General features: G+C 64.6%; 22 protein-coding genes. 6 read left to right on the top strand and 16 right to left on the bottom strand.

The features are described from left to right. Positions 1-3 precede the first annotated feature (3 nt). The gene (locus VFO25_02425; GenBank protein ID HET9341758.1) at positions 4-372 is read left to right on the top strand and encodes a response regulator; all 369 of its coding nucleotides are present in this window, start codon (positions 4-6) and stop codon (positions 370-372) included. On the opposite strand, the gene VFO25_02420 is transcribed toward VFO25_02425, so the two are convergent. Beyond that, the gene (locus tag VFO25_02420) at positions 369-926 is read right to left on the bottom strand and encodes a gamma carbonic anhydrase family protein (protein ID HET9341757.1); all 558 of its coding nucleotides are present in this window, start codon (positions 924-926) and stop codon (positions 369-371) included. The genes VFO25_02425 and VFO25_02420 overlap by 4 nt on opposite strands. Before the next feature lie 6 nt (positions 927-932). Beyond that, a complete protein-coding gene (locus VFO25_02415; GenBank protein HET9341756.1) occupies positions 933-4,727 on the bottom strand; it encodes an Rne/Rng family ribonuclease in 3,795 nt (1,264 codons plus the stop codon). 475 nt (positions 4,728-5,202) lie between these two features. On the opposite strand from VFO25_02415, the gene tpx reads away from it, so the two are divergent. Beyond that, the gene (gene tpx, locus VFO25_02410; protein ID HET9341755.1) at positions 5,203-5,745 is read left to right on the top strand and encodes a thiol peroxidase; all 543 of its coding nucleotides are present in this window, start codon (positions 5,203-5,205) and stop codon (positions 5,743-5,745) included. Between the two features lie 4 nt (positions 5,746-5,749). On the opposite strand, the gene rodA is transcribed toward tpx, so the two are convergent. Genes rodA through minC form a run of 5 tightly spaced genes read right to left on the bottom strand, consistent with a single transcriptional unit; the run spans position 5,750 to position 9,808 of the window. Next, positions 5,750-6,859 carry a rod shape-determining protein RodA gene (rodA, locus tag VFO25_02405; protein ID HET9341754.1) on the bottom strand — a complete coding sequence of 370 codons (1,110 nt, stop codon included), beginning with the start codon at positions 6,857-6,859 and terminating at the stop codon, positions 5,750-5,752. 21 nt (positions 6,860-6,880) lie between these two features. Next, positions 6,881-7,372: a cell division topological specificity factor MinE gene (minE, locus tag VFO25_02400; GenBank protein ID HET9341753.1), complete on the bottom strand. Its 492-nt coding sequence runs from the start codon at positions 7,370-7,372 to the stop codon at positions 6,881-6,883. A gap of 15 nt (positions 7,373-7,387) precedes the next feature. Beyond that, the gene (minD, locus tag VFO25_02395) at positions 7,388-8,272 is read right to left on the bottom strand and encodes a septum site-determining protein MinD (GenBank protein ID HET9341752.1); all 885 of its coding nucleotides are present in this window, start codon (positions 8,270-8,272) and stop codon (positions 7,388-7,390) included. Next, a complete protein-coding gene (gene minD / locus VFO25_02390; GenBank protein HET9341751.1) occupies positions 8,272-9,060 on the bottom strand; it encodes a septum site-determining protein MinD in 789 nt (262 codons plus the stop codon). Before minD (VFO25_02390) ends, minD (VFO25_02395) begins: the two co-directional genes overlap by 1 nt. A gap of 19 nt (positions 9,061-9,079) precedes the next feature. Then, on the bottom strand, positions 9,080-9,808 hold the full coding sequence (minC, locus tag VFO25_02385) for a septum site-determining protein MinC (protein HET9341750.1): 729 nt from the start codon (positions 9,806-9,808) through the stop codon (positions 9,080-9,082). A 246-nt stretch (positions 9,809-10,054) separates the two neighbouring features. On the opposite strand from minC, the gene VFO25_02380 reads away from it, so the two are divergent. Both VFO25_02380 and VFO25_02375 read left to right on the top strand, forming a co-directional pair. Then, positions 10,055-12,118 (top strand): M48 family metalloprotease, encoded by a 2,064-nt coding sequence (locus VFO25_02380; GenBank protein ID HET9341749.1) that lies wholly within the window; start codon positions 10,055-10,057, stop codon positions 12,116-12,118. A 137-nt stretch (positions 12,119-12,255) separates the two neighbouring features. Then, complete coding sequence (locus tag VFO25_02375) at positions 12,256-13,275, top strand: hypothetical protein (GenBank protein ID HET9341748.1); 1,020 nt, start codon at positions 12,256-12,258, stop codon at positions 13,273-13,275. A gap of 39 nt (positions 13,276-13,314) precedes the next feature. Here the strand turns inward: VFO25_02375 and recR are convergent, their stop codons facing one another. The 3 genes from recR to dnaX are packed head-to-tail and all read right to left on the bottom strand — an operon-like array spanning position 13,315 to position 15,866. Next, on the bottom strand, positions 13,315-13,911 hold the full coding sequence (recR, locus tag VFO25_02370) for a recombination mediator RecR (protein ID HET9341747.1): 597 nt from the start codon (positions 13,909-13,911) through the stop codon (positions 13,315-13,317). Positions 13,912-13,930: 19 nt separating this feature from the next. Continuing rightward, on the bottom strand, positions 13,931-14,236 hold the full coding sequence (locus VFO25_02365) for a YbaB/EbfC family nucleoid-associated protein (protein HET9341746.1): 306 nt from the start codon (positions 14,234-14,236) through the stop codon (positions 13,931-13,933). Between the two features lie 22 nt (positions 14,237-14,258). After that, a complete protein-coding gene (gene dnaX / locus VFO25_02360) occupies positions 14,259-15,866 on the bottom strand; it encodes a DNA polymerase III subunit gamma/tau (GenBank protein HET9341745.1) in 1,608 nt (535 codons plus the stop codon). A gap of 198 nt (positions 15,867-16,064) precedes the next feature. On the opposite strand from dnaX, the gene VFO25_02355 reads away from it, so the two are divergent. Both VFO25_02355 and VFO25_02350 read left to right on the top strand, forming a co-directional pair. After that, complete coding sequence (locus VFO25_02355; protein HET9341744.1) at positions 16,065-17,738, top strand: ATP-dependent DNA helicase RecQ; 1,674 nt, start codon at positions 16,065-16,067, stop codon at positions 17,736-17,738. A gap of 1 nt (position 17,739) precedes the next feature. Continuing rightward, positions 17,740-19,404 (top strand): pilus assembly protein N-terminal domain-containing protein, encoded by a 1,665-nt coding sequence (locus VFO25_02350; protein ID HET9341743.1) that lies wholly within the window; start codon positions 17,740-17,742, stop codon positions 19,402-19,404. 33 nt (positions 19,405-19,437) lie between these two features. Here the strand turns inward: VFO25_02350 and VFO25_02345 are convergent, their stop codons facing one another. From VFO25_02345 to VFO25_02320, 6 genes are all read right to left on the bottom strand, one after another. After that, the gene (locus VFO25_02345) at positions 19,438-20,403 is read right to left on the bottom strand and encodes a hypothetical protein (protein HET9341742.1); all 966 of its coding nucleotides are present in this window, start codon (positions 20,401-20,403) and stop codon (positions 19,438-19,440) included. Positions 20,404-20,737: 334 nt separating this feature from the next. After that, a complete protein-coding gene (locus VFO25_02340) occupies positions 20,738-21,778 on the bottom strand; it encodes a glycosyltransferase family 1 protein (GenBank protein ID HET9341741.1) in 1,041 nt (346 codons plus the stop codon). Beyond that, positions 21,775-22,536, bottom strand: a complete 762-nt coding sequence (locus tag VFO25_02335; protein HET9341740.1) for a hypothetical protein — start codon at positions 22,534-22,536, stop codon at positions 21,775-21,777. The genes VFO25_02340 and VFO25_02335 overlap by 4 nt, the downstream gene beginning before the upstream one ends. A 165-nt stretch (positions 22,537-22,701) precedes the next feature. Further along, positions 22,702-25,320 carry an S-layer homology domain-containing protein gene (locus VFO25_02330; GenBank protein HET9341739.1) on the bottom strand — a complete coding sequence of 873 codons (2,619 nt, stop codon included), beginning with the start codon at positions 25,318-25,320 and terminating at the stop codon, positions 22,702-22,704. 178 nt (positions 25,321-25,498) lie between these two features. Beyond that, positions 25,499-25,960: a hypothetical protein gene (locus VFO25_02325; protein ID HET9341738.1), complete on the bottom strand. Its 462-nt coding sequence runs from the start codon at positions 25,958-25,960 to the stop codon at positions 25,499-25,501. Next, positions 25,957-26,883, bottom strand: coding sequence for a DUF3084 domain-containing protein (locus VFO25_02320; protein ID HET9341737.1), 927 nt, complete (start codon positions 26,881-26,883; stop codon positions 25,957-25,959). The genes VFO25_02325 and VFO25_02320 overlap by 4 nt, the downstream gene beginning before the upstream one ends. Positions 26,884-26,887: the final 4 nt, after the last annotated feature.

The raw sequence follows: 26,887 nt of genomic DNA, 5'->3' as shown, positions 1-26,887 counted from the left end.
GGCATGGCGAGAATACTCGTCGTCGACGACGACATCAACAACCGACTATTGTTGCGGTTGGTGCTCGAACATGCCGGTCACGAGATCGGGGAAGCGTCAGACGGCGGTGAGGCGCTCGCTTCCGCGCACGCGTCGAAACCCGATCTCATCATCATGGACCTGCACATGCCGGGGATGGACGGGATCGAATTCATCAGTGCGCTTCGCGCCGATGCGGCGCTCGCGAAGACGCGCGTCGCACTCTATACGGCGACGGTGTCGGACGAGAGCATGCGCCAATTCATGGGGCTGGCCGGGATAGGCAGCGTCATCGAAAAGCCGTCTGAACCGCCGGATTTGTTGGCGGCCGTCGAGGCGGCGCTGCGCGCCTAGACTTTAGCCGTCTCCGCGGTCGCGTCTTCGCCGCGGCCGATCCCTTGTTCGCGATATTCGCGCGTCAATCGGACGTAGGCGTTCGAGGATACCTCGGACCAGGTCTTCGCGCTCCCCTCGAGCTTCTTCTTGACCTTTGCGGGCGAGCCGGCGACGAGCGTCGCTTCCGGCACTTCCTGATCTTCGAGCACGACCGAACCCGCCGCGACGACGGCGTTCGCTCCGACCTTCGAGCGGTTGAGGATGACGGCGTTCATCCCGATGAGCGCGCCCGATTCGACGAGGCACGCTTCGAGGATCGCGCCGTGACCGATGGTCACTCGATCTTCGATGACCGTGTCGTGGCCTTTGTAGACGTGGATGACGACGTTGTCCTGAACCGATGTGTGCGCGCCGATGCGGATCGCCGCCTCATCGCCGCGCAGCACGGCGCCGAACCACACGCTCGCGCCTTCCCCGATCTCGACGTCGCCGATGAGCGCCGCCGTGGGCGCGATGAACGCGCCCTTTCCGACGACCGGCGTCTTGCCGTTGAAGGTCACGATGCAGGCCACGGCCGCCTATTCCTCGTCTTCGTCGAACGGGCTCGCGAAAGGCGGCCGTATCGGCGCGGGCTCCTCGCTCGGTTCCCCGCGGCGCGCGTCGGCGCGCTCTCGCGCGAGGCGTCGGCGCTCTTCGAGTTCGGCGTCGCCGCTGACGAACATCGACGCGAGTTCGACCCGCTCCGGTTCGCGCGCAGAGGGTCCTGGCGCCGGCGCGCCGTTCTCCTCGACGTATTCCTCATCGAATTGCTGCGGCGGATAGAGCTGGCGCACTTTGCCCTTCGGCGGCGGCTCCGCACCTTTCTCGCGCATCATCGGACCGCGCGGCGTGCGGCGCGAGGCGAACGGCAGCGCTTTGGGCATGCCTTCCGGCGGCGGCGGTTCTTCTTCCGTGCCCGGCGGCGGATACAACTGCTTCACCGGTCTCGGAATGCGTGGCTCTGACGGCCCTCCCCGGTCACGTCCGCCACGCCGCGGTCCGCGATCTCCATCGCGATCGCGACGCGGGCGATCCGGCCGCTCGCCACGGTCGCCGCGTCCAGGGCGTTCGCCGCGCTCGGGGCGTTCGATACGTTCGGGGCGCTCGATACGTTCGGGGCGCTCGACGCGTTCGACGCGAGCTCCACGCTCGCGATCCTCGTCACCCTCACGCGGCTCTCTTCGACGGCGCGGTGCGACTCGGTCGGGCGATACCGTTTCGACGTCGAGCACGACCGGCGCTCCGGCATCGATGACGACGTCGAGATCTTCTTCATCGTCGAATGCAGCCGGTGTGCGACGCGCGACGGGCGCTTCGTCGCGATCATCGCGAGGCCGGGCGGCGGTCCGGCCGCCGTCGTCGCGGCGCGGACGGCGATCGTCGCGATCGTCTCGACCGCGCGGCTCCTCGCCCCGGCGCGATGTCGTTGGCCGTTCTTCGCGCGTCGGCTTGGCAGAAGGTCGTTCGGTGGCGTCCACATCGAGCGGACGCCCGTACAGTGGTTGGATCGCACCGTACTGACGCGGTTCGCGCCGGCGTGGACGCTCGTCTCGATCGTCGTCCGTGCGTACACGATCGCGCACGGGCTCTCGGTCGCGCAGCGGTTCGCGGTCGCGACGCGGTTCACGATCGCGTCGCGGCTCGCGGTCGCGCAGCGGTTCGCGCGTTGGGCGATCTCGATCAATGCTCGGTTCGCGGTCGCGACGCGGTTCACGATCGCGTTCGACGCGCGGTTCGCGGTCGCGTCGGGGCTCGCGGTCGCGCAACGGCTCGCGCGGTCCTCGCGGATCGCGGTCGCGCAGCGGCTCGCGCGTTCCCCGTGCGTCGCGGTCGCGCAACGGCTCGCGCGTTCCTCGTGGTTCGCGGTCGCGGTCACGCTCGGGGCGCACGTCGCGCTCGTCGCGCGACCGATCACGGTCGCGAACACCGCGCTCGTCTTGGCGCGGCCTATCGGTACGTCCGCGATCGCGCGATACGACGCTTGCGCGTCCGCGCGCTACCGCATCGTCGCGGTCGTCGACGTCTTCGTCTCCGCTATCAGACGCAGCGGGCGAACGATCTTGATCCTCGTCGCCTCCACGTCCGCGGCCGCCGCGACGACGGCGTCTGGCACGTGGTACCGCTTCCTCGTCATCTGAAGGACGCTCGCCGTCGGTGCCGGTTCGCGAACGCGATGGCACGCGCGACGACGGCTGCGACGGCATGACGGTGACCGAATCCTCGTCGTCCTCGTAGTCGATGTCGCCTTCGCCGCCGACGATCATCGCCTGCGGGTGCATCGGCGTCCGTCCACCCGGACGACCCCGTCCGCGTTTGCGATCGCCGCGGGCTTCTTCGCGCCGGCGTGAATCGGGCGGCGGTGCCCCGGCGCGGCTCGCCGAGCCGGCGCCGACGGACCCGCCGGCGACGCGGCCGCCGCGAAGCGTGTAATCTTCCTCGTCTTCCTCGTCGATGCCATACGCGAGCGGCATTTCGCGACGGCGCGCGGCCGCCGCAGGACGGGCCGGCTCCTCGCGTTCTTGATCGCGTCCGCGCGCAGCGGGTTCGTGCTCCTCGCCGGGTGCGCGTTTCGGTGTCGGCGGCGCGATCGGCGCCTCGGTCTCCACGGCTGCCTTGCCGCGGCCTCGGCCGCGACGGCGACGGCGCTGACTCGTCTGCAGCGGCTCGGCGAGTTCGGCTTTCGCCAGATCGCCGTCGACCGATGTGATCTTGATCTTCGCCATCGTGCCCGCGCCGTTGGCGGCGTCCTTCACTTCGATGATGTTCGCGTCGTGGACGGCGACGCCCGAAGCCGGGTCGGGGAGCCGGACGCCGAGCAGGTCGACTTCGAGCTCGCGCCCCGCCGTCAGCGGCTTGAGCGTGCGATGCGAGTTCTCGAGCGTGATCGTCTCGCGATGGCGTTGCGGATCGACGAAGAGCTGGATGTCCAGACCGAGCGACTTGCTCAGTTTTTCGAATTCTTCGTGGTACCAGCCGACGAGCTGCGTCGCGACCGATGGATCGACGATGAGATCGAGCTTGCGCCCGCGGCTGCCGTTCTGGCCTTTCTGACGGATCTTGCGGAGGAGCGAGATCGCGAGCGATTCGCTCGACATGACGTCGCCCAGGCCGGTGCAGTACGGACAGTCGGAGCGCAGCTGGCCCGCGAGGTCTTTACCGACCCGCTTGCGGGTGAACTCGAGCAGGCCGAGATTCGAGAAGGCTTGGATCGTGCTGCGCGTGCGATCGCGCTTGAGCGCGTCGCCGAGCGTATCGATGACCTGCTGGCGGCTCCGCTCGTGCGCCATATCGATGAAGTCGACGACGATGATGCCGCCGATGTCGCGCAGCCGCACCTGGCGCGCGATCTCAGCCGCAGCCTCGATGTTCGTGCGGACGAGCGTGTCCTCGAGGTTGCGCCCGCCGGTGAACTTGCCGGTGTTGACGTCGATGACGGTCAGCGCTTCGGTGTGCTCGAGGATGAGATAGCCGCCCGACGGTAGGACGATCTTCGGCTTGAGAAGCTTTTGCAGTTCTTCGTCGATGCCGCGCGTCTCGAAGAGATCGCCCGGACCTTCCCACAGCTTGAGCCGGTTCAAGTATTGCGGCCCGAGCAGCGACATCGTCGAGCGGATCTCGTCGTACTGCTCCTTCGAGTCGATGACGACTTGACGGACGTCGCTCGTCATGAAATCGCGGACGGCTTTGAAGACGAGGTTGAGGTCTTTGTGGAGCAGCGACGGTGCGGTCGAGCGTTTGTACGATTCGAGGATGCCATGCCAGAGACGGAGCTGCACGCCGAGGTCGGCGATGAGTTCGGCTTCGCTGACGCCGCGCGCGGCGGTGCGCACGATCGTCGCCATGCCCTCGGGTCGGACGCGGCGCATGACCTGTTTGAGCCGTTCGCGCTCGCGATCGTCTTCCACGCGCGACGACACGCCCGAATAGCGGCCGGTCGGCATGAGGACGAGGTAGCGCCCGGGGAGCGAGATGTTCGTCGAGACTCGCGCGCCCTTGAGGCCGCGCGGCTCTTTGACGATCTGGACGAGAACGTCGTCGCCGACCTTGAGCAGCTCGTTGACGGTATGGCCCTTCCGACGGTCCGTGATCTCCGTCTCGCCGATGTTGATCGGATCGCGGCGTATGTCGTCGACGTAGAGAAAGGCGTTGCGGCCGAGTCCGATGTTGACGAAGCAGGCTCCCATTCCGGGGAGGACGTTTTCGACGCGGCCTTTGTAGATGGAGCCGATGACTTTTTCTTCGCGTTCGAAGTAGATCTCGGCCAGCGATCCTTCTTCGAGGACGGCGACGCGGTTCTCCCAATCGTCGCACGAGATGAGGAGCTCAGTGTTCAAGTAAGTCTGCCTTTTGCGGAAATGCGGAAGACGCTCATGTATGGGCCGAGCGAAGCTCGGCGCAAATCCCGCCGGCTCAAGGCCCGCGTTCTACATGAAGCGTTAAGGGTCGTCGTCAGCGCCTGACGGTGAGGTTCCGGGATATCGGTGCCCCCGTAGCGGTCGAGCTTTAGCTCGACCGGGTGCCGCGCTCGGTCGGTTAAGCGACGAGCGCGCCGCCGGACTGCCGTCATCGGCTCGATGCGGGAGCGTACTGCGCGAAGCGGTTGAAGTTGCGGGTCGTTAAATTCTTGGCGTCCGTGCGCTGCCGGCTTTATGGGGCGAGCGGCTCGGGCTGCAACGTGGTCCGGTTCGTGGTACGGGCCTCCGGCATTCTCATCCGGCTAGAACTGCAAGTTCGCCGCAAAGGCGGGGTCGGCCTTTTCGCAAATGGTGCCCCCTCAACTCACCAAACCGATTCGGAAGGACTCATACCATGGTCACGCAGGTCGCGAAGGAACGGACTGGACTCTTCACTTGGAAGGGCGAGCCGATGACGCTCGTCGGAGCGGCGGTCGCGCCGGGCGACCGGGCGCCGGACTTCAACGCGCGCACGCTCGACATCAAGCCGTTCCATTTGAGCGACGCGCTCGACGGCGGGAAGCGCGCCGCGCTCTTCGTCGTCGTGCCGTCGATCGACACCGGCGTGTGTTCGAGAGAGACGAAGACGTTCAACGAGCGCGTCAACGCGCTGCCGGGCGATCGCATCGCCTTTTTCACCATCAGCATGGATCTGCCGTTCGCACAGAAGCGCTGGTGCGGCGCCGAGAACGTCGAGCGGATGACGATGCTCTCCGACTTCTACGACCACTCGTTCGGTCTCGGGTACGGCGTCTGGGTGAAGGAGCGCGGTCTGCTCGCGCGTTCGATCTTCATCGTCGACCGCACCGGCATCGTTCGGACGGCACAAATCGTGCCCGACCTGCTCCAGGAGCCGGATTACGAAGAAGTGATCGCGCTCGCGTCGGCGGTCATCTGATCGACTAACCGCGCAGGTCCAACGTCATCCGCGTGCTCTGAAGATGGATGTTCAGCAGCACGCCGATCGACGCGAGGCACGTGACGAGGCTCGACCCGCCGTACGAGATGAACGGCAACGGGATGCCCGTCACCGGCATGATGCCGATCGTCATCCCGACGTTCACGAGGATGTGGAAAGCGAACATCGCGACGATGCCGGCCGCGACGATGAGGCCGTAGCGGTCGCGCGCCGCGTTGACGGCGAGCATCCCCATGAAGAGCAGCAGCGCGTACAACCCGAGGAGCAGCACCGAGCCGACGAATCCGAACTCTTCGCCGATGACGGTGAAGATGAAATCGGTCGTGTGCTCGGGCACGAAGCCGAGCTGCGTCTGCGTGCCGTTGTAGAGCCCTTTACCGAACAGCTCGCCCGAGCCCACCGCGATCTTCGACTGTATGAGGCTCCAGCCGGCGCCTTGCGGATCGTGGTTGGGGTCTAAGAACACGAGCAGACGCTCGCGCTGATATCCGTGGAGGAAGAGAGGCGACGCGGCGGCTGCCGCTCCGACGGCGGCGACGTACGCGACGAACTGCCACCAGCGCGGGAGGGCGAAGAAAAGCATCGTCGTCAAGATGGCGACGAGCACGAGCGCCGTGCCGAGGTCGGGCTGCTTGAGCACGAGCAATGCCGGCACCGCGACCGCGCCGATCGGGATGAAGATCTCCCACCATTTCTTGTAGCGGCGTTTCGGGTTCGCGAGCAGCGCGGCGACGGAAAGCGTGACGAGCAGCTTCGCGGGCTCCGACGGCTGGAAGACGATCGGCCCGACGCCGATCCAGCGCTGCGCGCCCAGCGCGGAGTGCCCGACGAACGCGACCGCGGCGAGCATGATGATCGTGATGGCATAGACGGGCTTGGCGAATCGATACCAGATGTGGTAGTCGGTGAACGCGAGGACGAGCATCGCGATGACGCCGACGATGAGATACGCCAGTTGGCGGCCGAAGTCGGCGTGCGCGTCGGCTACGTGGAGCGTCGCGCTCTTGATCGCGACCAGTCCGTAGATCGACAGTCCGACCGCGGCCGCAGCGAGCGGATAGTTGAAGGCGACGTACCACGGACGTTCGAGCATCGACGTCGACGCGCCGCGGTCTTAGATCGCTCCGTCCGGCCCCGCTGCAGGGTCGTTGGACGAAGCATCGTCTTCGGGCGGATGACTCGTGCCGTTGCTCGATATCGTGCCGTTCGGCTTGCGGCGCCGGCGACGGCGACGCGACGGTGTCGACCGAGGCGTCTCGGCGATCGCGGCGTTGCCGTTACCGGCCATCGAGCCGTTGCCGAAGGCGTGCGCGGGAACCCCGATCGGGGCGCTCGCCCTGATCTCGTCGGCCGAGCGCACTTTGAGCACCGGAATGCTCGCGAGCAGCGCGAACTGGCGCTCGAGGTTCTCGAAATGCATGTCGAGCGCACGTTCGTCGATGTCGAGATAGCGACGGATGACAGCGAGCATCTCGCACTTCATCTCGTCGAAGATGTCGGGCGCGAGCGAGACGCGGTCGGACATGAGGACCAGACGCAGCCGCTCCTTGGCAAGGGTCTTGCTCGCCTCTTCCCGCTTGAAGAACCTCGTGATGAAATCGAGCATGAGCCTTCCTCTGCCTTACGGGCGGGCGATGCCGAGCGTCGACATGAAGCGTGAGAAAAGTCCCTGGCGTTCTTGGAACGACGGGATCTCGATGGTCTCGCCGAGCAGCCGGCGAGCGATGCGCCGGAATGCGGCGCCCGTCTCCGAGCCGTCGATGTCGATGACCGGTGTACCGCGGTTCGTCGCGATGATGATCTCTTTCTCATCCGGCACGACGCCGATGAGCTCGAGACGCAGGATGTTGTTGACGTCGTCGACGCTCATCATCGTGTTCTTCCTGACGAGCGCCGGCCGGACGCGGTTGACGATAAGCTTCGCCGGAACGTTCGGCGGCAAGAGCCCGATGACGCGATCTGCGTCGCGCACCGCCGAGACCTCGGGCGTCGTCACGACGATCGCCTCTTGGGCGCCGGCGACGGCATTTCGGAAGCCCTGCTCGATGCCCGCCGGACAGTCGATGAGGACGAAGTCGAACTGCGTCTGGAGCGTGCGGATGAGTCCGCTCATCGCCGCTTCAGGCACCTCGTCCTTTTCCCGGTTTTGGGCTGCCGGGAGCAAGTAGAGCGTCCGGCGGACGCGATCGCGGACGAGCGCTTCCTCCATCGTGCACTGTTTTTCGATGACGTCGAGCAGGTGCTTGTGGACGCGGTTCTCGAGACCGAGGACGACGTCGAGATTGCGCAGGCCGACGTCCGCGTCGACGACGGCGACGCGTTTGCCGGCATCTGCGAGCGCCGTGCCCAGGTTGGCGGTCGTCGTCGTCTTGCCCACGCCGCCTTTGCCGGACGTGACGACGATCGCGCGGCCATACGCCGTCTGCGCGGCGGGCGGCGGCGCGCCGGCGACCGGTTCTTGGAGGCGCGCGAACGAGGCGTCGCTCGGGGTCTCTATCTCTTTCATCAGGTCTTGGATCCGATCAGACGGCGCAGACGATTCCAGATGCCGTCGTCTTCGAGGTTCGGCAGCGGCGTCTGCTCGCCGAGCAGCCTGCGCGCGATCGCCGTGTAGACGCGGGCGAGCCTGCGGCTCGGATCGAGGACGACCGGCTCGCCGCGATTCGTCGTGTCGATGATCTCTTCGTCATCGGGAACGACGCCGATGACTTCCCGGCCGAGGATCTCAGCGACGTCGTCGACGCTCAGCATGTCGCCGGTGCGGACCATCTCGAGCCGCACGCGGTTGACGATGAGCCGCGCGCGCCGCCCGCCGAGCATCCCGAGGATGCGGTCGGCGTCGCGGATGGCCGAGACTTCGGGTGTCGTGACGACGACCGCTTCGTCGGCGCCGGCGACGGCGTTGCGAAAGCCGTGTTCGATCCCCGCGGGGCAGTCGATGAGGATGACGTCGAACTCGCGGGCGAGCGCGTGCGTCACGGCGCGCATCTGCTCTTCGCTGACCGCCTCTTTGTCTTTCGTCTGCGAGGCCGGCAAGAGAAAGAGCCCTTCGACACGCTTGTCGCGGATGAGCGCTTGACGCGCCTGGCAGCGGCCTTCGACGAGGTCGACGAGATCGTAGACGATGCGCTTTTCGAGCCCGAGGACGAGGTCGAGATTGCGCAGGCCGATGTCGGCGTCGATGAGGACGACTTGATTGCCGAGCATCGCCAGCGCCGTGCCGACGTTCGCCGTCGTCGTCGTCTTGCCGACGCCGCCTTTGCCCGATGTGATGACGAAGGTCTTCCCGTTCAACGCCGCCTCATGTCGCTCTTCACGCGCGCTCGATGGCAATCTTGCCTTCCCGGATGCGCGCGACCTCCGGCGTCGCATGCTTTTGCCGCTTCTCGTGCGGCGGCGCGATCGCGATGCATCGCGCGATCCGCAACTGCATCGGTTCCAGCCGCAGCGCGAAGACGGCGGCCGATTCGTCGCCGTGCGCACCTGCGTGCGCGACGCCGCGCAAGCTTCCCCAGACGACGATGTCGGCGGTCGCGATGAGCTCGGCGCCGGCGTTGACGTCGCCGACGACGACGATCGTGCCGACCGCGCTGATCGACTGTCCGGATCGAAGCGTGCCCTTGTGATAGCGGATGCCGGCCGCGTCGGCCGTCGCGACGCCGCTGCCGTTGCCGTTGCGCGGTGCGTGGCCTTTGGCGCCGCCAGCTTTGGACGCTGGCCCTGTCCGGTCGTCGCGCGATCGAGGGGCCGCGGCGACGCTGGCCGCGACGAGCCTCAGACCGGCCGACTTGGCGAGTGTCGCGACCGCGTCACTATCGCATACGGCACCATCGGCGACGATGCCGAACTGCTCGAGCGTCGCGACGACGGCCGCGAGCTCCGCGGGCTCGGCGGGCAGCGCGCCGAGCATGAGCACGGCCCGGCTGCCTTTGTAGAAATCCGGTGTCGACGAGAGCCGCGAGCGCATTTCGGCGACCGAGTCGGCAAGAGGCCGCTCGTACAGGTGGAGCAACAGACCCGATTTGGTGCCTTTTATCTGCACGGAGACGGTCTCGAACGGGCGCAGCGGTCGGGACAAAAACGCCCCGAACGCGGATGACGCGCCGCATCGCTTTCGTGGGTTTGTACGTTATCCTTGTGGAAAGGTCTGTGAAAGATCTGTGAAAACGTTGTGGATTGGCGGCGCGCACAGCGCTCGCACATCGCAGGGCTTGGCCGCTTGACCGTCGCAAAACTGTTAACGGAGTCGGCCGTTCGTCGACCCGAAAACCGCGGGGAAATTCCGATCATGATGATGTTGAAACGAGCTCTCGCTCTCGCGACGATGTGCTCGCTGTGTTTGTCGATCGCTCCGACGCCGGCGCACGCCGAGTCGACCCAGGAAGAGATCTCGCAGGGCGCTTACGAGGCTCGACAAGTCGACGCGCAAAACGCCTACGTCACCGACCCGGTTCTCAACGCGTGGGTCTCGGGCATCGCGACGAACCTCGCGCAGTACCGCGCGCGCAAGGACATCAACTACCAGTTCAAGATCGTCGACACGGATGACATCAACGCGTTCTCGCTGCCAGGCGGGTTCACGTACGTCAATTTCGGCCTGCTCAACTACGTCAATTCGGACGACGAGCTCGCCGGCGTCCTCGGCCACGAGATCGGTCACACGGAGCGCCGCAACCAGGTGACGCTCCAGGCGAAGGCCCAGGTGCTCAACCTCATCCTCGGCATCGCATCGATCTTCAATCCGTTCATCTATCGCTTCGGCAACCTCATCGGCGGGGCGGCGATCGAGAAGATGTCGCGCGTCGACGAGCTGCAAGCCGACCAGTACGGTCTGCTCCTCATGTCGCGTGCCGGATACGATCCGAACGCCATGGTGTCGTTTCAATATCGGCTCGGCAAAGAATTCGGCGATTCGTCGACCGGCATCGACAAATATTTCGAAGATCACCCGGACTCGCCGGATCGCGTCGCTCACCTTTTGGGCTATCCGGAACTTTCGCAGACGAACTACGATCAGATCACGACGCAGGCGATCCACGATGAAGACGAGGGACGCTACGCCTACGCTCTCACGAAATACGACGCAGTGCTCAACGCGCAACCGGACAACCAGCTCGCGCTTCTCCACAAGGGCCAGGTCGAGCTCGCGCTCGGCAGCTTCGACAAGTCCGCGACGGCCCTCGAGCAGGTCGAGCACGCTCCGTCGGTGACCGAGGCCGCCGCGCGGAGCGCGGCACAAGTGATGTCGTTGCTGCCCGATCGCACGAAGTCGCCCGGCGACCTCATCATCCACCCGAACCTCACGCCGGTGCGCTCGAAGCTCGCATCCGCGATCTCCCAGGTGAAGGGCGAGCAGACAGCGGTCTCCGATCGCATCAAGCTCGGTAAGGACGATGTCAGCAGGCTTGACGCTCGTCTGCAGAACCTCGAGTACGAGATCCCGGACTTCAGCAACGTCGACGTCCGGCCGGGCAGCCGTCTCGAAGGCGTCGAGTTCGACATGTTCCACATGGCTAAAGACATCAATATCGTCTTCGACAAGAGCAGCTATCTCATCGGCCAATCGGATGGCATCATCCGCGACGATATGGGCGTGCTCGACCAGATGAACGCGCCGCTCAAGGGCAACTCGATCGGCGGCGACACGTTGACGCTGCTGCCGTCGTACGACGACATCGATTCGCAGATGACGACTTCGTCGTCGGAGCTCGTCAGCGGGGTGACCGCGGCGCGCGGTTCGGTCGCGCTCATGTGGCAAGCCATCCCCCTGATGGACCAGTACTTCCGCAAGCTCGATACGATGGGCGCGACCTTCGGCGGCGACCTCTCGCCCCGCGACGCACAGGATCTCAAGCCGCTCGCGCTCGCGGCGATCCAGCAGCTCGATCTCGCGGCAGGAGCCGCCGAGACGGCGCAGACGATGTTCTTCGCAGCGCAGGCGCGCCAGATCCAAGCTCGCATCACGCTGCTCGGGCTCGGTTATCCGCAAGGGCGATACGACACGCTGACGCACGTGATCAGCCGGCGGCTCGCCGTCGACCCACCGACGTACAATGAAGCGCTGCGCCTCGACATCAACCCTGGCGACGTCGCGGCCGCTTCTTGGCTCGCCGCCGAGGAGAAGATCCCGGTGAGCACGGTCATCAACGAGCAGCGGGCGACCGGAACGCCGTTCGTCGATCTCGCGCTCTCGAAGCACCTCTCGATGGAGTCGATGGAAGTCGTCCTCGGCCTCATGTGGGAGGGCTATGCAGAGAAGCCCGTTGCTCCGGTCGCGACCACGCACGTCTCGAACCCGGAACCGGCCGCGTCGGCGACGCCCGCGCCTTCGGCCTCGCACTCGCCAAGGTAGCAGGAACGCCCGCGACGAGGAACGCTCCGAATGGCCGGCCTAAAATGGCCGGCCACTTCTTTTTCGTTATTTCCGCGCGCGAACGGGCACGAAGGTGCCGAAACAATAGGTAGACGGCGACGGTATTAAGGACGGCTATGGCCACTGACGCGCGACCGGCTCCGAAGCCGGGAACGCCCGCGGAAAACTTCGGACGCTGGATCGACCAGTTCCGCGACCGCATCAATCTGAACGCGATCGACTCGCATGCGCGCAGGCCGGTCCGGCTTCGCGTTGCGGGCCCGCGCGCGGGCGAACTTATCGCGGTCCTCGACCCCGACGCTGCGCCGCTCAGCGCCGTCTTCGAAACGGCCGACGCTGCGACGCCGACGAGCGATTCGACGAAGGCCTACGTCTACGTGCGCTCGATCGACGATCCGCCGCTTCCCGATGTGCTGCCGACCGTCGGATCCGCGTTACCGCTGTTCATCGTCGAATATCAGCGGCCGGATGTCGGAGCGCCGGACTCTAGGATCGCGACGACCGCGCCCGATCGGCGCCCATCGGTCGACCACCCCGGCACCTATCAGTTGAGCGACCTCACCGTGCCCGAGATGCGCAAGCATTTGCTGCACGATCTGGTGCTCGCCTGTTCGGGCGTCGAGGTGGCGCTGGGGGCTGCACTGCCCGTTTTCCGGCCGACCGTCGCCGCGCGCCTGACGCTCGATTGCGCGGTCACGTGCCTAAAGGTCGCCGGCGCATCGGCCCTGGCGGATCACATACCCGTGCTTGGCATCGTCCTCGGCGGCATCGCTTCTGCAGGTGACACGATCGCGATCACCGGTCTGCAGATCGATATGTTGTTGAAGATCTCGGCGGCGTACGGCAAGCGCGCCGAATTCGCGCGCGTCGTCGAACTGCTTCCGGTGATCGGCGGCGGTTACGGCTGGCGCGCGCTCGCGCGCGAGCTGTCCGGTTTCATTCCGGTCGCCGGCATCCCGATCAAGGCGGGCATCGCCTACGCGGGAACGCTCGTCGTCGGACAAGCCGCATCGTACTACTACGAGCATGGCACGACTTTGAACGCGGCGTCGACGAAGGCGCTCTACCACGACGCTTTGGAACGCGCGAAGAAGCTCGTCGCCGACATGATCGAGCGCGCCCGCAACAAAAAATAGGGGAGCGGTCGAGATTAATCTCGACCGACCGCCGCGGCCTCACATCGTGCGGCGACCTTCGAGGGCGCGCGCGAGCGTCACCTCATCCGCGTAGTCGAGATCGCCGCCGATCGGCAAACCGTACGCAAGCCGCGTGACGTTGACGCCGAGCGGCGTCAGCAACCGCGCCAGATAGAGCGCCGTCGATTCGCCTTCGGCGTTCGGATTGGTCGCGACGATGATCTCGGAGATGCCTTCGGGCTTGATGCGCTCGATCAGTTCTTTCACCTTGAGCTTGTCGACGCCGATGCCTTCCATCGGCGAGATGAGGCCGCCGAGCACGTGGTAGCGGCCGCGGAAGCTCATCGTCCGCTCGATGGCGTAGACGTCCTTCGCCTCGCCGACGACGCAGAGCACCGAGCCGTCACGCTGCTGGTCGCGGCAGATCGTACACGGATCATCCTCGGTCAGCGAAAAGCAGCGGCTGCATAGCCGTATGCGGTCTTTGAGTCCGCCGATCGCGGCGGCGAGAGCGTCCGCGTCTTCGCGTCTGGCCGAGAGCAGGTAGTAGGCGAGCCGCGCCGCGGTCTTCGGTCCGATCGTCGGCAGCTTCTCCAGCTCACGGATGAGGTCGGCGAGAGGCCCGGCGACGTACACGACGCTCGAGTCCGAGATCCTATAGCCCAGGGATGCCGAGGCCGCCGGTGAGCGGCCCCATGCGCGATTGCGAGAGCGCGCGCGCCTTCGCTTGCGCGTCTTTGATCGCGACGAGCACGAGATCTTCGAGCGTTTCCACGTCGTCGGGATCGACGGCTGCCTTGTCGATCTTCACCTTCGCGACGTCGCCGTGGCCGTTGAGCGTCACTTCGACCGCGCCCGAGCTCGCGCTGCCCGTCACCGTCTCGACGCCGAGTTCTTCTTGGATCTTCGCGAGCTGCGCTTGCAGCTTGCGAGCCTGCTGCAACATCTGATTGGGGTTCATCGTCGGCCTTTCGTCAGGCGTTTCAGAAAAGATCGTCGCCGAGGACGTCGGCCGCCAGCGCGAGTCCGCCGGGCGCCTTCGCCTGCGAGGCCACGGGCGTCGGCGAGAGGACGAAGCGCACCTGCGGATGGGCGCCGCTCGCTTCTGCGATCGCTTCGGCGACGAGCTTGCTCATCGCGGAATCGGCGAGTCTATCGCGATTGTACTTGTCGTCGACGCCGATGGTGACAAGTTCATCCGATGCTTCCGCGACGACCGCGTGCTGCAGATGCCCGTATGCCTGCATCGATCGTCCGCGAGCCGCGGTCAGGACCATCGGCCAAAGACCGGAAAGGCGCGCTGCGCTGATCGAGGCGGCGGCCGGCTCGGCGCGCTTCGAGTCTTTCTTCGCGGCGCGACCGCTCGCGCCCGAGGCGGACTCGGGTGCCGGCGACGCGGGCGGCGCATTCGCCGGCGGGCTGCCGTTCGGAGCACGCTCTTCAAGAAGGCGTAATCGCTCCGACAACGCGCGCAAGCTCAAGTCGTCTGACGGCAAGATGATGCGCGCGAGCGCGAGCTCGAGATCGATGCGCGGTTGCGATGAGAAACGCAATGCCGCCGTCTCCGACAGATAGCGCAGCGCGGTGAGCACTTTCGCGCGGCCCACTTTCGCGGCGCGCTCGTCGATAGTAGCCGCTTCTTCGGGGCCGACCTCGGCTTCGACGAGTCCGCGACCCGCGAGCGAGAGCAGCGCGAGCCGGAACCAGCGCAAGCATTCTTTCGTGAGCCAAGCCGGGTCGGCGCCGACCGCAGTGGCATCGGCGACCGCGCGCAATGCTTCGCCGGCATCGCTGCTGGCGATCGCGTCGACGATCCGTTCGACGAGCTCGCGGTGCGAAGCGCCGAAGGCCTCATCGAGCACGGCATCGTCGATCCTGGTGCCGCCCGCGAAGCCGCGGGCTTGGTCGAGCATGACGAGCGCATCGCGCAGGGCGCCGTCGGCGAGGTACGCGAGACGCTCGACGGCTTCCGGCGAGATCTTGATCTTTTCCATCGCCGCCACTTCGGTGAGCCGTTTGCCGATGTCCGCCGGGGTCATGCGCCGGAATTCGTAGCGCTGACAGCGCGAGAGGATGGTGGCGGGAACCCGGTGTGCCTCGGTCGTCGCGAGGACGAAGACGACGTATTCCGGCGGCTCTTCGAGCGTCTTGAGAAGCGCGTTGAACGCCTCGCTCGTGAGCATGTGGACTTCGTCGACGATATAGACCTTCGTGCGGAATTGCGCCGGCGCGAAGCGGACGCGCTCGCGCAGCTCGCGGATCTCGTTGATGCCGCGATTGCTTGCGGCGTCGATCTCCACGACGTCGAACGCGGTGCCCTCGGTGATCGAAACGCATGCCTCGCAGATGCCGCACGGATCCGGCCGTGGGCCATTCGTCAGGCAGTCTAGACATTTGGCTAGGATGCGCGCCGCGGACGTCTTGCCGGTGCCGCGCGGTCCGGCGAACAGGTAGGCGTGGGAGACGCGGCCCGTCTTGACCGCAGCTTGAAGTCCTTGGACGACGGCGGGCTGGCCTACAAGCGCATCAAAACCCGCGGGTCTATGCTTGCGGTAAAGGGCGAGCCCGTCTTGGGACACCGATTCTGGCACGCTTGCCTTTTTCTCGCGCGGTTTTGACCATTCCCGCAGACAGTGCACGGGAGCACAGTGAACGAAAAAGTAGGTTTCAACGTAAATAGAGAAGGGAATGCATGTCATAGGCGGTTTCGATCGCCACCAAGGCCACGGTTCTCCAGTATAAGGAACCGGGTCTCGTCATCTTCCACGCGAGGAAGCCAAGCGACAGTCATGTCAGTCGACATCGACCTGAACGAAGCACTGGTCCGCCACTTCGGGTACGACCGTTTTTATCCGGGCCAGGAACATGTCATCGAGCGCGTCATGGAAGGCAAAGATACGCTCGCGATTTTGGCGACCGGCGCAGGCAAGTCGCTCTGTTACCAATTGCCCGCGCTGCTCTTGCCGGGCACGACCGTCGTCGTCTCGCCGCTCATCGCACTCATGAAGGACCAGCTCGACATGCTCGCCGCGGCGGGCATCTCGAGCACCGTCGCGCTCAACAGCACGCTCTCCGACGAACAAGAGATCGACCACCTCGAACAGGTCGCGCGCGGCAATCTCAAGCTGATCTACGTGACGCCGGAACGTCTCGAAGACGAGAGCTTCGTCGATATCCTCAAGCGACTGCACGTGCCGCTCTTCGTCGTCGATGAAGCGCACTGCATCTCGCAGTGGGGGCACGATTTCCGGCCCGCGTATCTCAACCTCGGCCGTGTCATCGCGGCGCTCGGCCACCCGACCGTGCTGGCCCTGACCGCCACGGCGACGCCCGCCGTGCGCGAAGACATCGTCACGCAGCTCGGCATCCCGCACACAAAGCCGATCGTCCGCGGATTCGACCGCCCGAACCTCGTCTACGAGGTCATCCGCGCGTCGAACGACGACGAGAAGCTGCGCGTGTTGCGCAAGAAAGTCGAAGGCCAACTCGCGGGCCAGCTCGGCATCATCTACACCGCGACGATCAAGAACACGTACACGGTGTCGGAATATCTCGGCACGCACTGCGGCGTCGAGGCTGAAGTCTACCATTCGAAACTGCAAAAGGCCGACCGCGACCGCGTCCACGACCGCTTCATGAACGAACAGGTCAAGATCGTCGTCGCTACCAACGCGTTCGGTCTCGGCATCGACAAGGCGAACATCCGCTTCGTCATCCACTACGATCTGCCGGGCAGCGTCGAAGCATACACGCAGGAAGCCGGCCGCGCCGGTCGCGACGGCGACGAGTCGCTCTGCCTGTTGCTCTATCGCCAGAGCGATACGCGCGTCCAGAACTACTTCTTGACCGGCAAGTATCCCGACGTCGAAGAAGTGCAGAAAGTCTTCGGCACGCTGCAATATTTCGAACAGCAGCAGAACGGGGTGTCGCTGTCCGACTTGCGCAAGATCTCGCTGCTGCCGCTGACGAAGCTCAAAGTCATCCTCGCGCTGCTCAAGAAGGGCGGCTTCATCCAAAACGTCACGAAAGCGACGTACGGATTGGCGCCGCGGCTCAAGACGCAGTCGGAGCTCCAGCTCAACCTGGCGAGCTACGAGACGAAGCGCTCGTACGATCAGAGCAAGCTCGCGATGATGCTCCAGTACTGCGAGACGCGCAGCTGCCGGCGCAAGTTCATCCTCAACTATTTCGGCGAGGATTACGACTTGCCGAATTGCGGCGCGTGCGACAACTGCCGCAGCGGGGCCACCGCGTTGCAAAACCTGGCTGCCGCCGGCGACGAGGCCGACGAAGACGCGGAGTTCGGCGAGTTCCGCATCGGCGACACGGTCTACCACCGCAAATTCGGCCAAGGCACGGTCGAGCGATTCGAACGCGACCTCGTCACCGTGCTCTTCCCGAGTCACGGTTATAAGACGCTGCTCGCGGCGGCCGTGAGCCGCGAGGAACAGCAGATCGCCTAACGTGACGGCTGTGCGGGCGACGCAACGGCGGTGCGCGACGGCGCTGCTCGCGGCGCTCGTCGCGTTTGCGGCCGGCGCCGCGGCGCAGCCGGACGCGACACCGTCACCATCTCCGGCCGCCGCCGTTTCGTCTGCTCCGCCCGCCACGCCATCGCCGTCGCCCTTGGCGAGCGGCTTACCGCTGCCCCCAGTCAGTTCTCCGGTGGCGACGTACGGGCCGATGCCGCTCGCGACGCAGACGCCCGCGCCCGTCACATTGGGCGCTGCGGCTTCTACATTGCCACTCGGTCACATCGGACGCATTCCCGTCGTGTCGCCGCCGAGCGGTATACTGACGTTGGCGGTTTCGGATCCGAACGTCGCTTCAGCGGTGTTCAACGGTATCGACCGCACGATCGATGTGACCGGTCTGCATCCGGGAACGACGACGCTGACCGCGTCGGACCAGTATGGTCAGACGACGACCATTTCCATCACCGTGCAGCCGTACGCGGGCAGAGCGGCCTCGTCGACGCAAGTGACGATCACCGGCAATCCGGCGTCGGCCGATTTCGTCGCGCAGATGGCCGCGCAGGCGGCTTTGCGCGTCGCGTATCCCGTGCAGGGCGCCTCGGTCGCTGCACCCTCGACCGCCGTCGCCGATGCGCACACGCTCGATGCGGACAACACGACCGTCGTCCACGTACCCGTTTCGATGACCGGTCCGGGTTTGTACCCGTACAACCAGACGGTGGCGGTATCGGTCGTCAATCTCGCGCAGCCGCACGTCGATCCGAAGTTCTTGCTCGTCTCCGATTTCCCCGAGACGATAACCGAGGACGGCACGCTGTTCTATGCCGACGTCAACTACGATGAACCCGCGCGCTTGTTGTACTATCACTACGCCGATCGCGGCGCGCCGCTGCGGCGCGTCACGGTGAAGGTGCAGAACAACGGGCTCGTCTCGAGTCTGATCCAGCTCACCGCCGGCATCGCCGGACCAGACCCGAACGTCCTCGCGGTCGGTCACGCATCGACGCTGCGATTCCTAGAGCAAGAGGCCAGCGACGAGGGACAGATCTTCGAAGTGCCGCCGCACGCGACGCTCAACGTCATCGAGCAACTGCTACCGCCGGTCTCGCTGGTCAGCGGGCTCATGGCCGTACGCGTCGTCGAGGGTGACGGCGTGCGGATCGCAGTCGTTGTCCAAGACGCGAGCGATTCGCCGGTCGAACCGATCTCCGACACATTGTTATCGAGCGTCGTCCACCACTCGCGCGGCGTCTACGAGGTGCCGGATTTTTCGTACGACGAGGCATATACGGTCGGCGACGATCCGACCGTCCTCCACATCGGCAAGCTGCCGTTGCCGAACCTCGTGCAAGGCGAAGTGCTCGGTGGCGACTACGGCGTCAAGCAATCGGCCACGGTGACGCTGCTGAATACCGGCGATACAGATGCGAATGTCGGCATGTGGCTGCAGCCTCGCGGCGGCCGCGCGACAGCGACGTTTCTTATAGACGGCGATCTCGTCGAGATGAAGGCGACCGATCCGGGGCGCTACGCGCTCGTCCGCAGCTTCCCGGTGCCGGCGCACGGCTTTCGGCGCGTCGAGATCGTGACGATGCCCGAAGGCGGCTCATCGTATCCGGTCAACGTGCTGTTCTCTTCTAACGCACCGAACTGAGCCGCTTGATAACGCCCCTGGTTGTTCGGCGCTTCAGTTCGCGATCGTGATATACGCGCCGTTTATCCCTGTCGCACTACCTGATATAACCTGGACAGGCGCAACGTTCCCTGTCGCTCCGGGCGCATAGACGGTGATGGCCATTGTCGCATTATTCAACACGAATATCCGGCCGTCCAAAGAAACAGCGATTCCAATCGGGTTATACAACTGAGTGTTGGACCCGATAATTCGACGGACCGGCGTTGCGTCGCCGTTGGCGTTTGGGCGAAATACTGAGATCGAATTAGAATCAAGGTCGCTAGCGACGTAAATATAGCCGGCACTGTCGACGGCGATTCCGGTCGCAAGTGATAAATGGGTGTGCGACCCAGAAATGGTTCTTGCGGGCGCTACATTTCCCAAGGCGCCAGGTTTAAATATCTCGATTGCAGTTTGCTTGAGGACGAAGTGCGTCCCCCGCCCGTCAATAGCTAAGCCCTGCACCTGGTCCAAGCCTGTGTTTGAGCCATATATTTGTTTATGATCGCTAGGGCAAGATGTGGAATTGCCGGGAAGGAGCGCTATCGAGACCCAGTACGGTGGCGGTGGGGCGATGGTTAGATTCGAAAATGCGATCTGCCCAAATGATCCAACCGCGATCGCATTCGACGCTATAATCTGTTGTCCGCAATTCAAAATGAGGTCTGGGCTGACGTTACCCGATGCATGCGGCCGAAACCGGAGGATCTGCCAAACGGTCTGCTGTGTCGACTGATCATACGCTGGCTGCACAACGTAGGTTTCCCCCCTCGGTCCCGAAGCGATCTGTTGCGTAAGCCCGTTTTGAAACCCCGTGTTGGATCCTTGGATGATGGCCGACGGAGCTACGTCGCCGTTGTCTGAAAGTTGATAGGCGCTGAGGTAATTGCCATCGGATACCCACAGCAGTGGCAACGAAACTCCGTTGCTCTTTGATGTTGGGGAAAGCGGAGATACGATGCGACCTAAGTTGATCATGATCGCGCTATTTGCTGAGTAGGTCTGAGTGCTGTTGCACCCAGCGAGGACAAGGAAAGTCAGTAGTTTTGCAAGGCGACTCATGCGGGGGTGGCTACCTCAAGTCGAATCGAACGCGCTACAAGTTTTGGCCATCGCTGGATTGAAGGACGGCAACGCTTATGTTGCAAGACTACCATCTCGGGGACCGCCCGCATAGGGTCTTGCGAACCGTTGGGCCAGAATCGGCAGAGTTTGCTTGCGATTTGACGGCTAGCCCGACGTCCCGTCCTCTTGGAGACCGAATGTCTGAGAACATTCGTTTGGTGTTCCCTACGGAAAACCAATGGCGGTATCAGGCACCGACGTTCCGGGTAGTTGCACGATAGCAGCGCACGATACTGTCTGCGACGGTGGGCCAAATGAACGTCTGGGCTTGTCTGCGGCCAGCTTCGGCGCGCCGGGCGTCGGACGAACTCGTCACGGACGAGAGAGCCACGGCGAATCCGATGTCATCACCCGGTTCGACGTAGACGGGGCTATCGCCGAGCACCTCCTCAGTCACCGGAATACGCGCCGCGACGACGGGTAATCCGCACGCCAACGCCTGTAGGGGCGGGAGACCGAAACCTTCGTAGCGGGATGGAAAGACCAGGGCCGCTGCTCGCGAGTAGAGATCGCGCAAGGTCGCGTGGTCAACGTAGCCGCGTAAGTCGATCCGGTTCGACACGTCGAGACGCGCTGCCCTCGCTCGCACTTCGTCAGCGTAAGGCGTGAGCGGACCGACCGAAACTAATCGGACATCCGGGATACGCGCGACGGCTTCGACCGCGGTGACGAGATCTTTCCGCCGCTCGACCGTGCCCACGCATAGGATAAACGGTGGATCGTCTACGCGGCGTTCGATGTGGAAGAACGAATCGTCGACTCCGACGCCGACCACGTGGATTCTAGCCGCGTCGATGTCGAGACCATCCGCGACGTCGACGCGCGCGGCTTCAGTGTCGACGAGGATCGCGTCGGCGCGCCGCGCGAGGCGTCGTTGGAGATCGCCGAAATACCAGCGCACATAGAAGCGGCCGCGATTGACGCCGCGCACCCAAACGAGGTCGTGAAGCGTCAGGATCGTCGGATGCGTGAGCCTGAGCGGCAGTGTGCCGCCAGTGAAGTGCACGACGTCCGCTTTCGCACGTGCGGCGAGCGCCGGCGCGCGGACCTGGTCCCAGTAAAGCCTGCGGTCGAATCGCCACAGATCGAAGCTGTCGTCGCGCAGCTCGACGACCTCGACGTCATCGCGTGCTCGGAGCGCTTTGGCAAGACCCGATGCGTAGACGCCAAGCCCGGTCGGTGTGCCCACCGCGAACTGCGTCTCGAGCGCGACGCGAAGGCGGGTCAATTCGGGTCGTTGTTTCGAACGCCGAGTTGGGCGAGGCCTCGCTCGGCGTCGCTTTGGTGCGGGTGGAGATCGAGCACCTTCTCGAAGGCGACGCGCGCTTTTCGTTTGTCACCCCACGCCGACTCGGCAAAACCGAGCGAGAGCAAATACCCTTCGTTGAACGGCGCGAGCTGCGACGCGCGCCGGAACGAACGGATCGCATCGGCGTGATACGCCGCCGCTTTCGCCGACTCACGAGCCGCTCTCGCCGCGCGATTATCGAGTCCGCCGATCAGATAATCCGCGCTGGCCACGTCGGCTTGCGACAGCATTCCCGTTCCCAATCGGCTCGCAAGCGCGCGCTCGAGCTCGATCGCATCATCGTAACGCGCTTCGCTCGCGAGCCGGTCGACCGCACCGCCGACGCGCTCGACGGCGTGGGCGGCGAGATAGTCGTTGATGGCGTTATCGAAGTTGCCGAGGCGGCTTTCCGCATCGCCCGCTTCCGCAGTACATGGCTCGCCGCAGTCGGCGGCTTTGAAGTCTGCGAGGGCGACGGCCGGTTCGGCGTCGAGGACGGCGCGGCCATGATCTTCGAGCAGCGCCCGCCACGTAGGTTCGAAACGAAGGCCCTGCACGAAGTCGGCGGCGGCTGTGGCTCGATCGCCTCGCATGTAGGCGAGGTTGCCGACGTCGAGGCACCACCAGGAGGCTGCGGGCCGCCACAGCAGCACGACCGCAACAATGACAACGACGAGGATCACGAGCCAGCGGAGCACGGTCGAAAGTTAGTGGCCCAGCGGCGTGCGACCCCCAAAGACCGCGGCGGTCGACCGTAAAGGTCGACCGCTCCAATCTTTACCGATGGACCGCGGCGGTCGAGATAAATCTCGACCGCTCCCTGATTCGTCGAGGAGCGGTCGTTAGTCGAACGTTTTCGGACGCTAGAACTTGACGGAGAAGTACAGGTTCTGCTTGTTCTGCACCCAGTTCCACGTCGGCGCGTCGTCGTCGTGGTATTCGTACCGGTTGAAGAACAGATTGACCGACGCGTTCGTGTTCGGGATGTTGTACAGCACGCCGCCCGTCAGTTGGAGCTTTCGCTGGCTGATGCTTTGCGTCAGCGTGTTGAGCGCCTCGCCGGTGTAGCGCTGCTCGTAGTAATCGAGGTTGGCGGTCAGCGCGGCTGTCACCGGAAGCGCGAGCTGCGCGTGGCCGACCGTGTGCTTGACGTCGACGAAGTTCGGATAGAACAGGATCTGTTGGCCCGTGCCCGTCAGCTCCGCGCTTGCGACCGGGTTGTACGACGCGACGTTGAGCGCGGGATCCGCCGCGTAGACGAACGGCGTCGTGTCGTTGCGCTCGAGCCGCTCGAACAGGCCTTGCAGCGTCACGGTCGCCGTACGGTCGAAGATCGGCAAGCCGAGCGTGACGCCGGCGCCGAGCTGATCGTATTTCGCCTTCACCGACGACGCGAACTGCGGTCCGAAGATGTCGGTCGCGAGCGAGTTGGGCCGGATCTCGCGCAGCGACTGGCCGCCGAGGTTCAGCTTCGCGCTGATGTTGCCGAGGGTCAGCGGGAAATTGAGCGTCACCGCAGCGCCGGTCGTGTTCGGCGTGAACGAGCTATAGTAGTACGGTCCTTGTGCCTTGAACTGATTGAACAGCGGGAAGGCGAACGAACCGTACGGGAACGTCGTGTTCGACGAGAGGAATGGACCGGTGAAGCCCGCCGCCGCTGCCGCGCGATCGACTTCGGCGTTGAGCGCCAGGTCGTTGCCGATACCGTACGGCGCCGGCAAATACGGGAAGTTGTAGAAGCTGAATATCGCCGGCGCTTGCCCCGAATACTGGAACTGCGCACCGTCGATCCAGTTCGGTCCGACGTTCTGGAAGACGATCGTCTGATCGCCGCCGAGGATCTTGAACTTCAGGCCGATGACGCCCGCTGTGTCGCTCTGCGCCGGCGTGTGCAAGTAGTCGCCGCTGTACTTGCTCGACGATACCTCGCCGAAGATCGCCGGTGTCTGCACCGGACCGATCGCGTACGCGATCGGCAAGACGAAGTCGAGCCCGAAGACCGTGTCGCTGACGAGACCCACGTTCGGCGTGCCGGGGAATGATGTGAACAGCACGTTGTCGTTCGGGATGTCGAAGATGCGGTTGAACGACAGCCCGAGGGTCGCCGCGCCGTTGCCGATGCCAGGGACGTGGTAGACCGCGCGGCCGCCGACGTCGTAGCGCTGCGGCAGCGTATTGTTGCTCGTGCTGTATCCTTGATATGTCAGCGCGACTTGCGAACCGGCCGGCAAAGGCGTCGAGAATATGACTTCGTTCACCGTCTGCACGTAGGTGAAGGGCGGCTGGCCTTGATTCGGCCCGGTGAACGTGCAGCCCGTCGGGCAACCCGGCCCGAGCAAGTACGAGATGTAGATCGTCCCCGGCTGCGCGAGCAACGAGAGATAGACGTTCGTGATGAGCTGCTGGCTCGGGCCGCCGTTCGGGAACGTGTCGGTCGTCTGCGCCGAACTATACGTGCTTGTCGACTGCTGCGGGTAGTACGGCGACAGGTAGCCGACCGCACCGTAGCCGTCGTTCGGCGGGAACGCGCCGGTGTTGATCATCACCGGATCGATGCGGAAACCGTATGCCTGGAAATCAAGCCAGTTGAACGCGGTGCCCTGGACGGAAACACCCATCGGATACGGACGGAACGGGTCCTTGAAGCCGATCCTGAAGTCGTCAGGCGGGCTATAGGTGAGGCCGGTCAGCGAGCCGCGCAAGTTGTTGAGCATGCCGATGCGCATCTCCAACCCCTTGAGGTTCGTGATATCCGGAGCCGTCACGTCGAGCGTCGGGTTGATGCCGACGCCGGTCTGCTGCTGGCGATAGCCTCCGAACGAGTAATCCCAAACCTTGACCGGCAGGGTCACGATGAGGTTCGGCGTCACCGCGTACTGCGCTGTGAACTCCCAGTTCTCGCGCGGGAGCAGCACGCCCGGGCTGTCTCTGCCGTAGTACGGATCGTTCGTGATGTCGGTCTCGATGAACGCGTCCGTGAACTTGAAGACGGAGTCGTTCGCCGCGATCGTGTGTCCATCGACGAGCATCGGTGATGTCGTGCGCTCGCGCTCGGTGAACTGCGACGACAGCGTGCCGTGAACGGAGAAGCGCTGGGCGAACTGCGTCGATTTGTCGAGCGTGTTCAGCCGGTCTTCGACCGTCGAGACGCGGACGCCGAGCGAGTCGAGCTCGTCCTTGTAGGCGTCCATGAGCTTTTGGAGTTTCGCCATGTCCGACGCAGAAGCGCCGTTCGCTTGGACGTAGGAGACGGCGCGGGCGACGATCGCGGCCACCTCGTAGCGCGTCATGTCCTTGCTGCCGTCGAATTTGCCTTGCGGATAGCCTTGGATGATTCCGTCGGCTGCGAGAGCGCGGATGTAGTCGATCGCCCAATGGGTGCGAGGAACGTCAGAAAACGGAGACGCGGCCGACGTGGACGGCGACGCGAACAGGACCAAGGCCGCCAGCGCGCACGCAGCTAGGCCGGCACTCGTCTTCAAAGCGGTCCTCCTAAGTCGGAGGCGTAATTCATATGGACTCCGAGCGCCCCGGCTTGACCGCAGAACTCCACGTTTCCTGACGGTTACCGGTGTCCCGATTTCCATTCGTTACCCGGCCGAAGCAGAACAAAGACATTCCGCCGGGTGAACGCCTCGAAGGTCTGCTTTGGCCCGGATTTCATCCCTTTCCTGCCCTCGGATATGCGCTGTCCCGCGAGCCCTTTTCGGCCTCGAATCGGGTCACGATGAGCAACGCCGCGTAGGCGTCGAGGGGTTCGTCCGGTACGAGCAGCCCCCGCGGGATAAAACGCCATAGCCCCCGGGGCGGATGGTCGATATAGTAGAGCCGGCGAGCCTCGAGCGTCGTGTTCGTCTCGTCCACGACATGCCGGGGGATATCGGGCCAGCGGCTCGCGCACAGGGCGACGATCGAGTCTGAGCCGGTCGCATGGCCGATGCAGATCGCGCGTACGTCCGACGCCCGCACTTCCGCATCGAGGCGATCGGCTATCTCCGGCGTCGGTACGACAGCAAGCGATTTGCGTGATCCATCGTCGTAGACGATCGCGAGGCCGCATTTCGAGCGGCCTGGGTCGACGCCGATTATGACTGTGCGGCGGCTCGTTGCGCCGTCGGTCATCGCCCGATCGGTGAAACGACGAGCATCGTCACGAGCGGGCCGTGCGCGTAGATGTCGTACGGCGCCACTGCCTTGATGAGCGCCGGTCCGCCGATCGACGTCAATTGCCGCAAGCTCGCCGCCGACTCTTCCTCGGTCGTCGTCAAGTTGTCGGCGATCATGTTCGGCATCCCGTGATCTTCGGCGTTACGCTGCAAGCTCGTCTCGAGCTGGATGAGCGCCGCTTGGTCCTTGCCGGTGTCCTTGCCGTTCGAGACCGGGACCGTTCCCATGAGCTCGCCTTTGCGATAGATGAGCTCGTCTTTGAACACGGCGAACGAGATGCTCATCGCAGTGTCGCGGAAGATGTTTTGCCCGGCAACTGGCACGACGATCGCCGGCGTCGGGTTGAGCGCCTTGATGCCGGCCGCCGCGCGTGAGATCGACGTCTTGACTTCCGGGCTCAGCGGGTCTTTCGGATACGGCCGCACGCCGGGCACGGAGCGATATAGGTTCGCGACGTCGACGAAGAGCGCTGACAGCTGTCCTTCGATACTCGCCTGCGTCCCCGACGAGTTGATGATGACCGGCTGCGTCAGCGGCTGACCGGAGAAGTAGATGACCGGGTCCTGCAGCTCGCGATCCCGTTCGCGCGTGAGCGCTGCGATCTGATCGTTCAGCTTGTTGAGCGAGAACAGCGCGAGCCGCGCGTCGTACGAGATCGAGAGCCCGACTGCGATGACCGCCATCGCGATGAGCATGCCGAATCCAACTGCGAAGATCGTGCTCGTGTATTTCGGCCGCAGACCGAAGATCGTCATCCGGCGGCGCCCGACGAGATGGCCGACGCGATCGCCGATGTAGGCTATCGCACCCGCGACGATGACGCTCGCGAGGATGATGAAGATCGGGCCCCACGCGATCTCGGCGAACAAGGCGGCCATCGCG

The sequence above is a fragment of the Candidatus Eremiobacteraceae bacterium genome, assembly GCA_035710745.1.
Taxonomy (GTDB): Bacteria; Vulcanimicrobiota; Vulcanimicrobiia; order Eremiobacterales; family Eremiobacteraceae; genus JANWLL01.
This window is presented reverse-complemented; position numbering and strand designations above follow the sequence as displayed.

Coding starts and splice junctions, on each gene's coding strand:
- tpx (HET9341755.1), top strand. CDS start 5,203: ATGGTCACGCAGGTCGCGAAGGAACGGACTGGACTCTTCACTTGGAAG.
- VFO25_02380 (HET9341749.1), top strand. CDS start 10,055: ATGATGATGTTGAAACGAGCTCTCGCTCTCGCGACGATGTGCTCGCTG.
- VFO25_02345 (HET9341742.1), bottom strand. CDS start 20,403: ATGATCAACTTAGGTCGCATCGTATCTCCGCTTTCCCCAACATCAAAG.
- VFO25_02365 (HET9341746.1), bottom strand. CDS start 14,236: ATGAACCCCAATCAGATGTTGCAGCAGGCTCGCAAGCTGCAAGCGCAG.
- VFO25_02355 (HET9341744.1), top strand. CDS start 16,065: ATGTCAGTCGACATCGACCTGAACGAAGCACTGGTCCGCCACTTCGGG.
- VFO25_02425 (HET9341758.1), top strand. CDS start 4: ATGGCGAGAATACTCGTCGTCGACGACGACATCAACAACCGACTATTG.
- VFO25_02375 (HET9341748.1), top strand. CDS start 12,256: ATGGCCACTGACGCGCGACCGGCTCCGAAGCCGGGAACGCCCGCGGAA.
- rodA (HET9341754.1), bottom strand. CDS start 6,859: ATGCTCGAACGTCCGTGGTACGTCGCCTTCAACTATCCGCTCGCTGCG.
- VFO25_02320 (HET9341737.1), bottom strand. CDS start 26,883: ATGGCCGCCTTGTTCGCCGAGATCGCGTGGGGCCCGATCTTCATCATC.
- minE (HET9341753.1), bottom strand. CDS start 7,372: ATGCTCGATTTCATCACGAGGTTCTTCAAGCGGGAAGAGGCGAGCAAG.
- VFO25_02325 (HET9341738.1), bottom strand. CDS start 25,960: ATGACCGACGGCGCAACGAGCCGCCGCACAGTCATAATCGGCGTCGAC.
- minD (HET9341752.1), bottom strand. CDS start 8,272: ATGAAAGAGATAGAGACCCCGAGCGACGCCTCGTTCGCGCGCCTCCAA.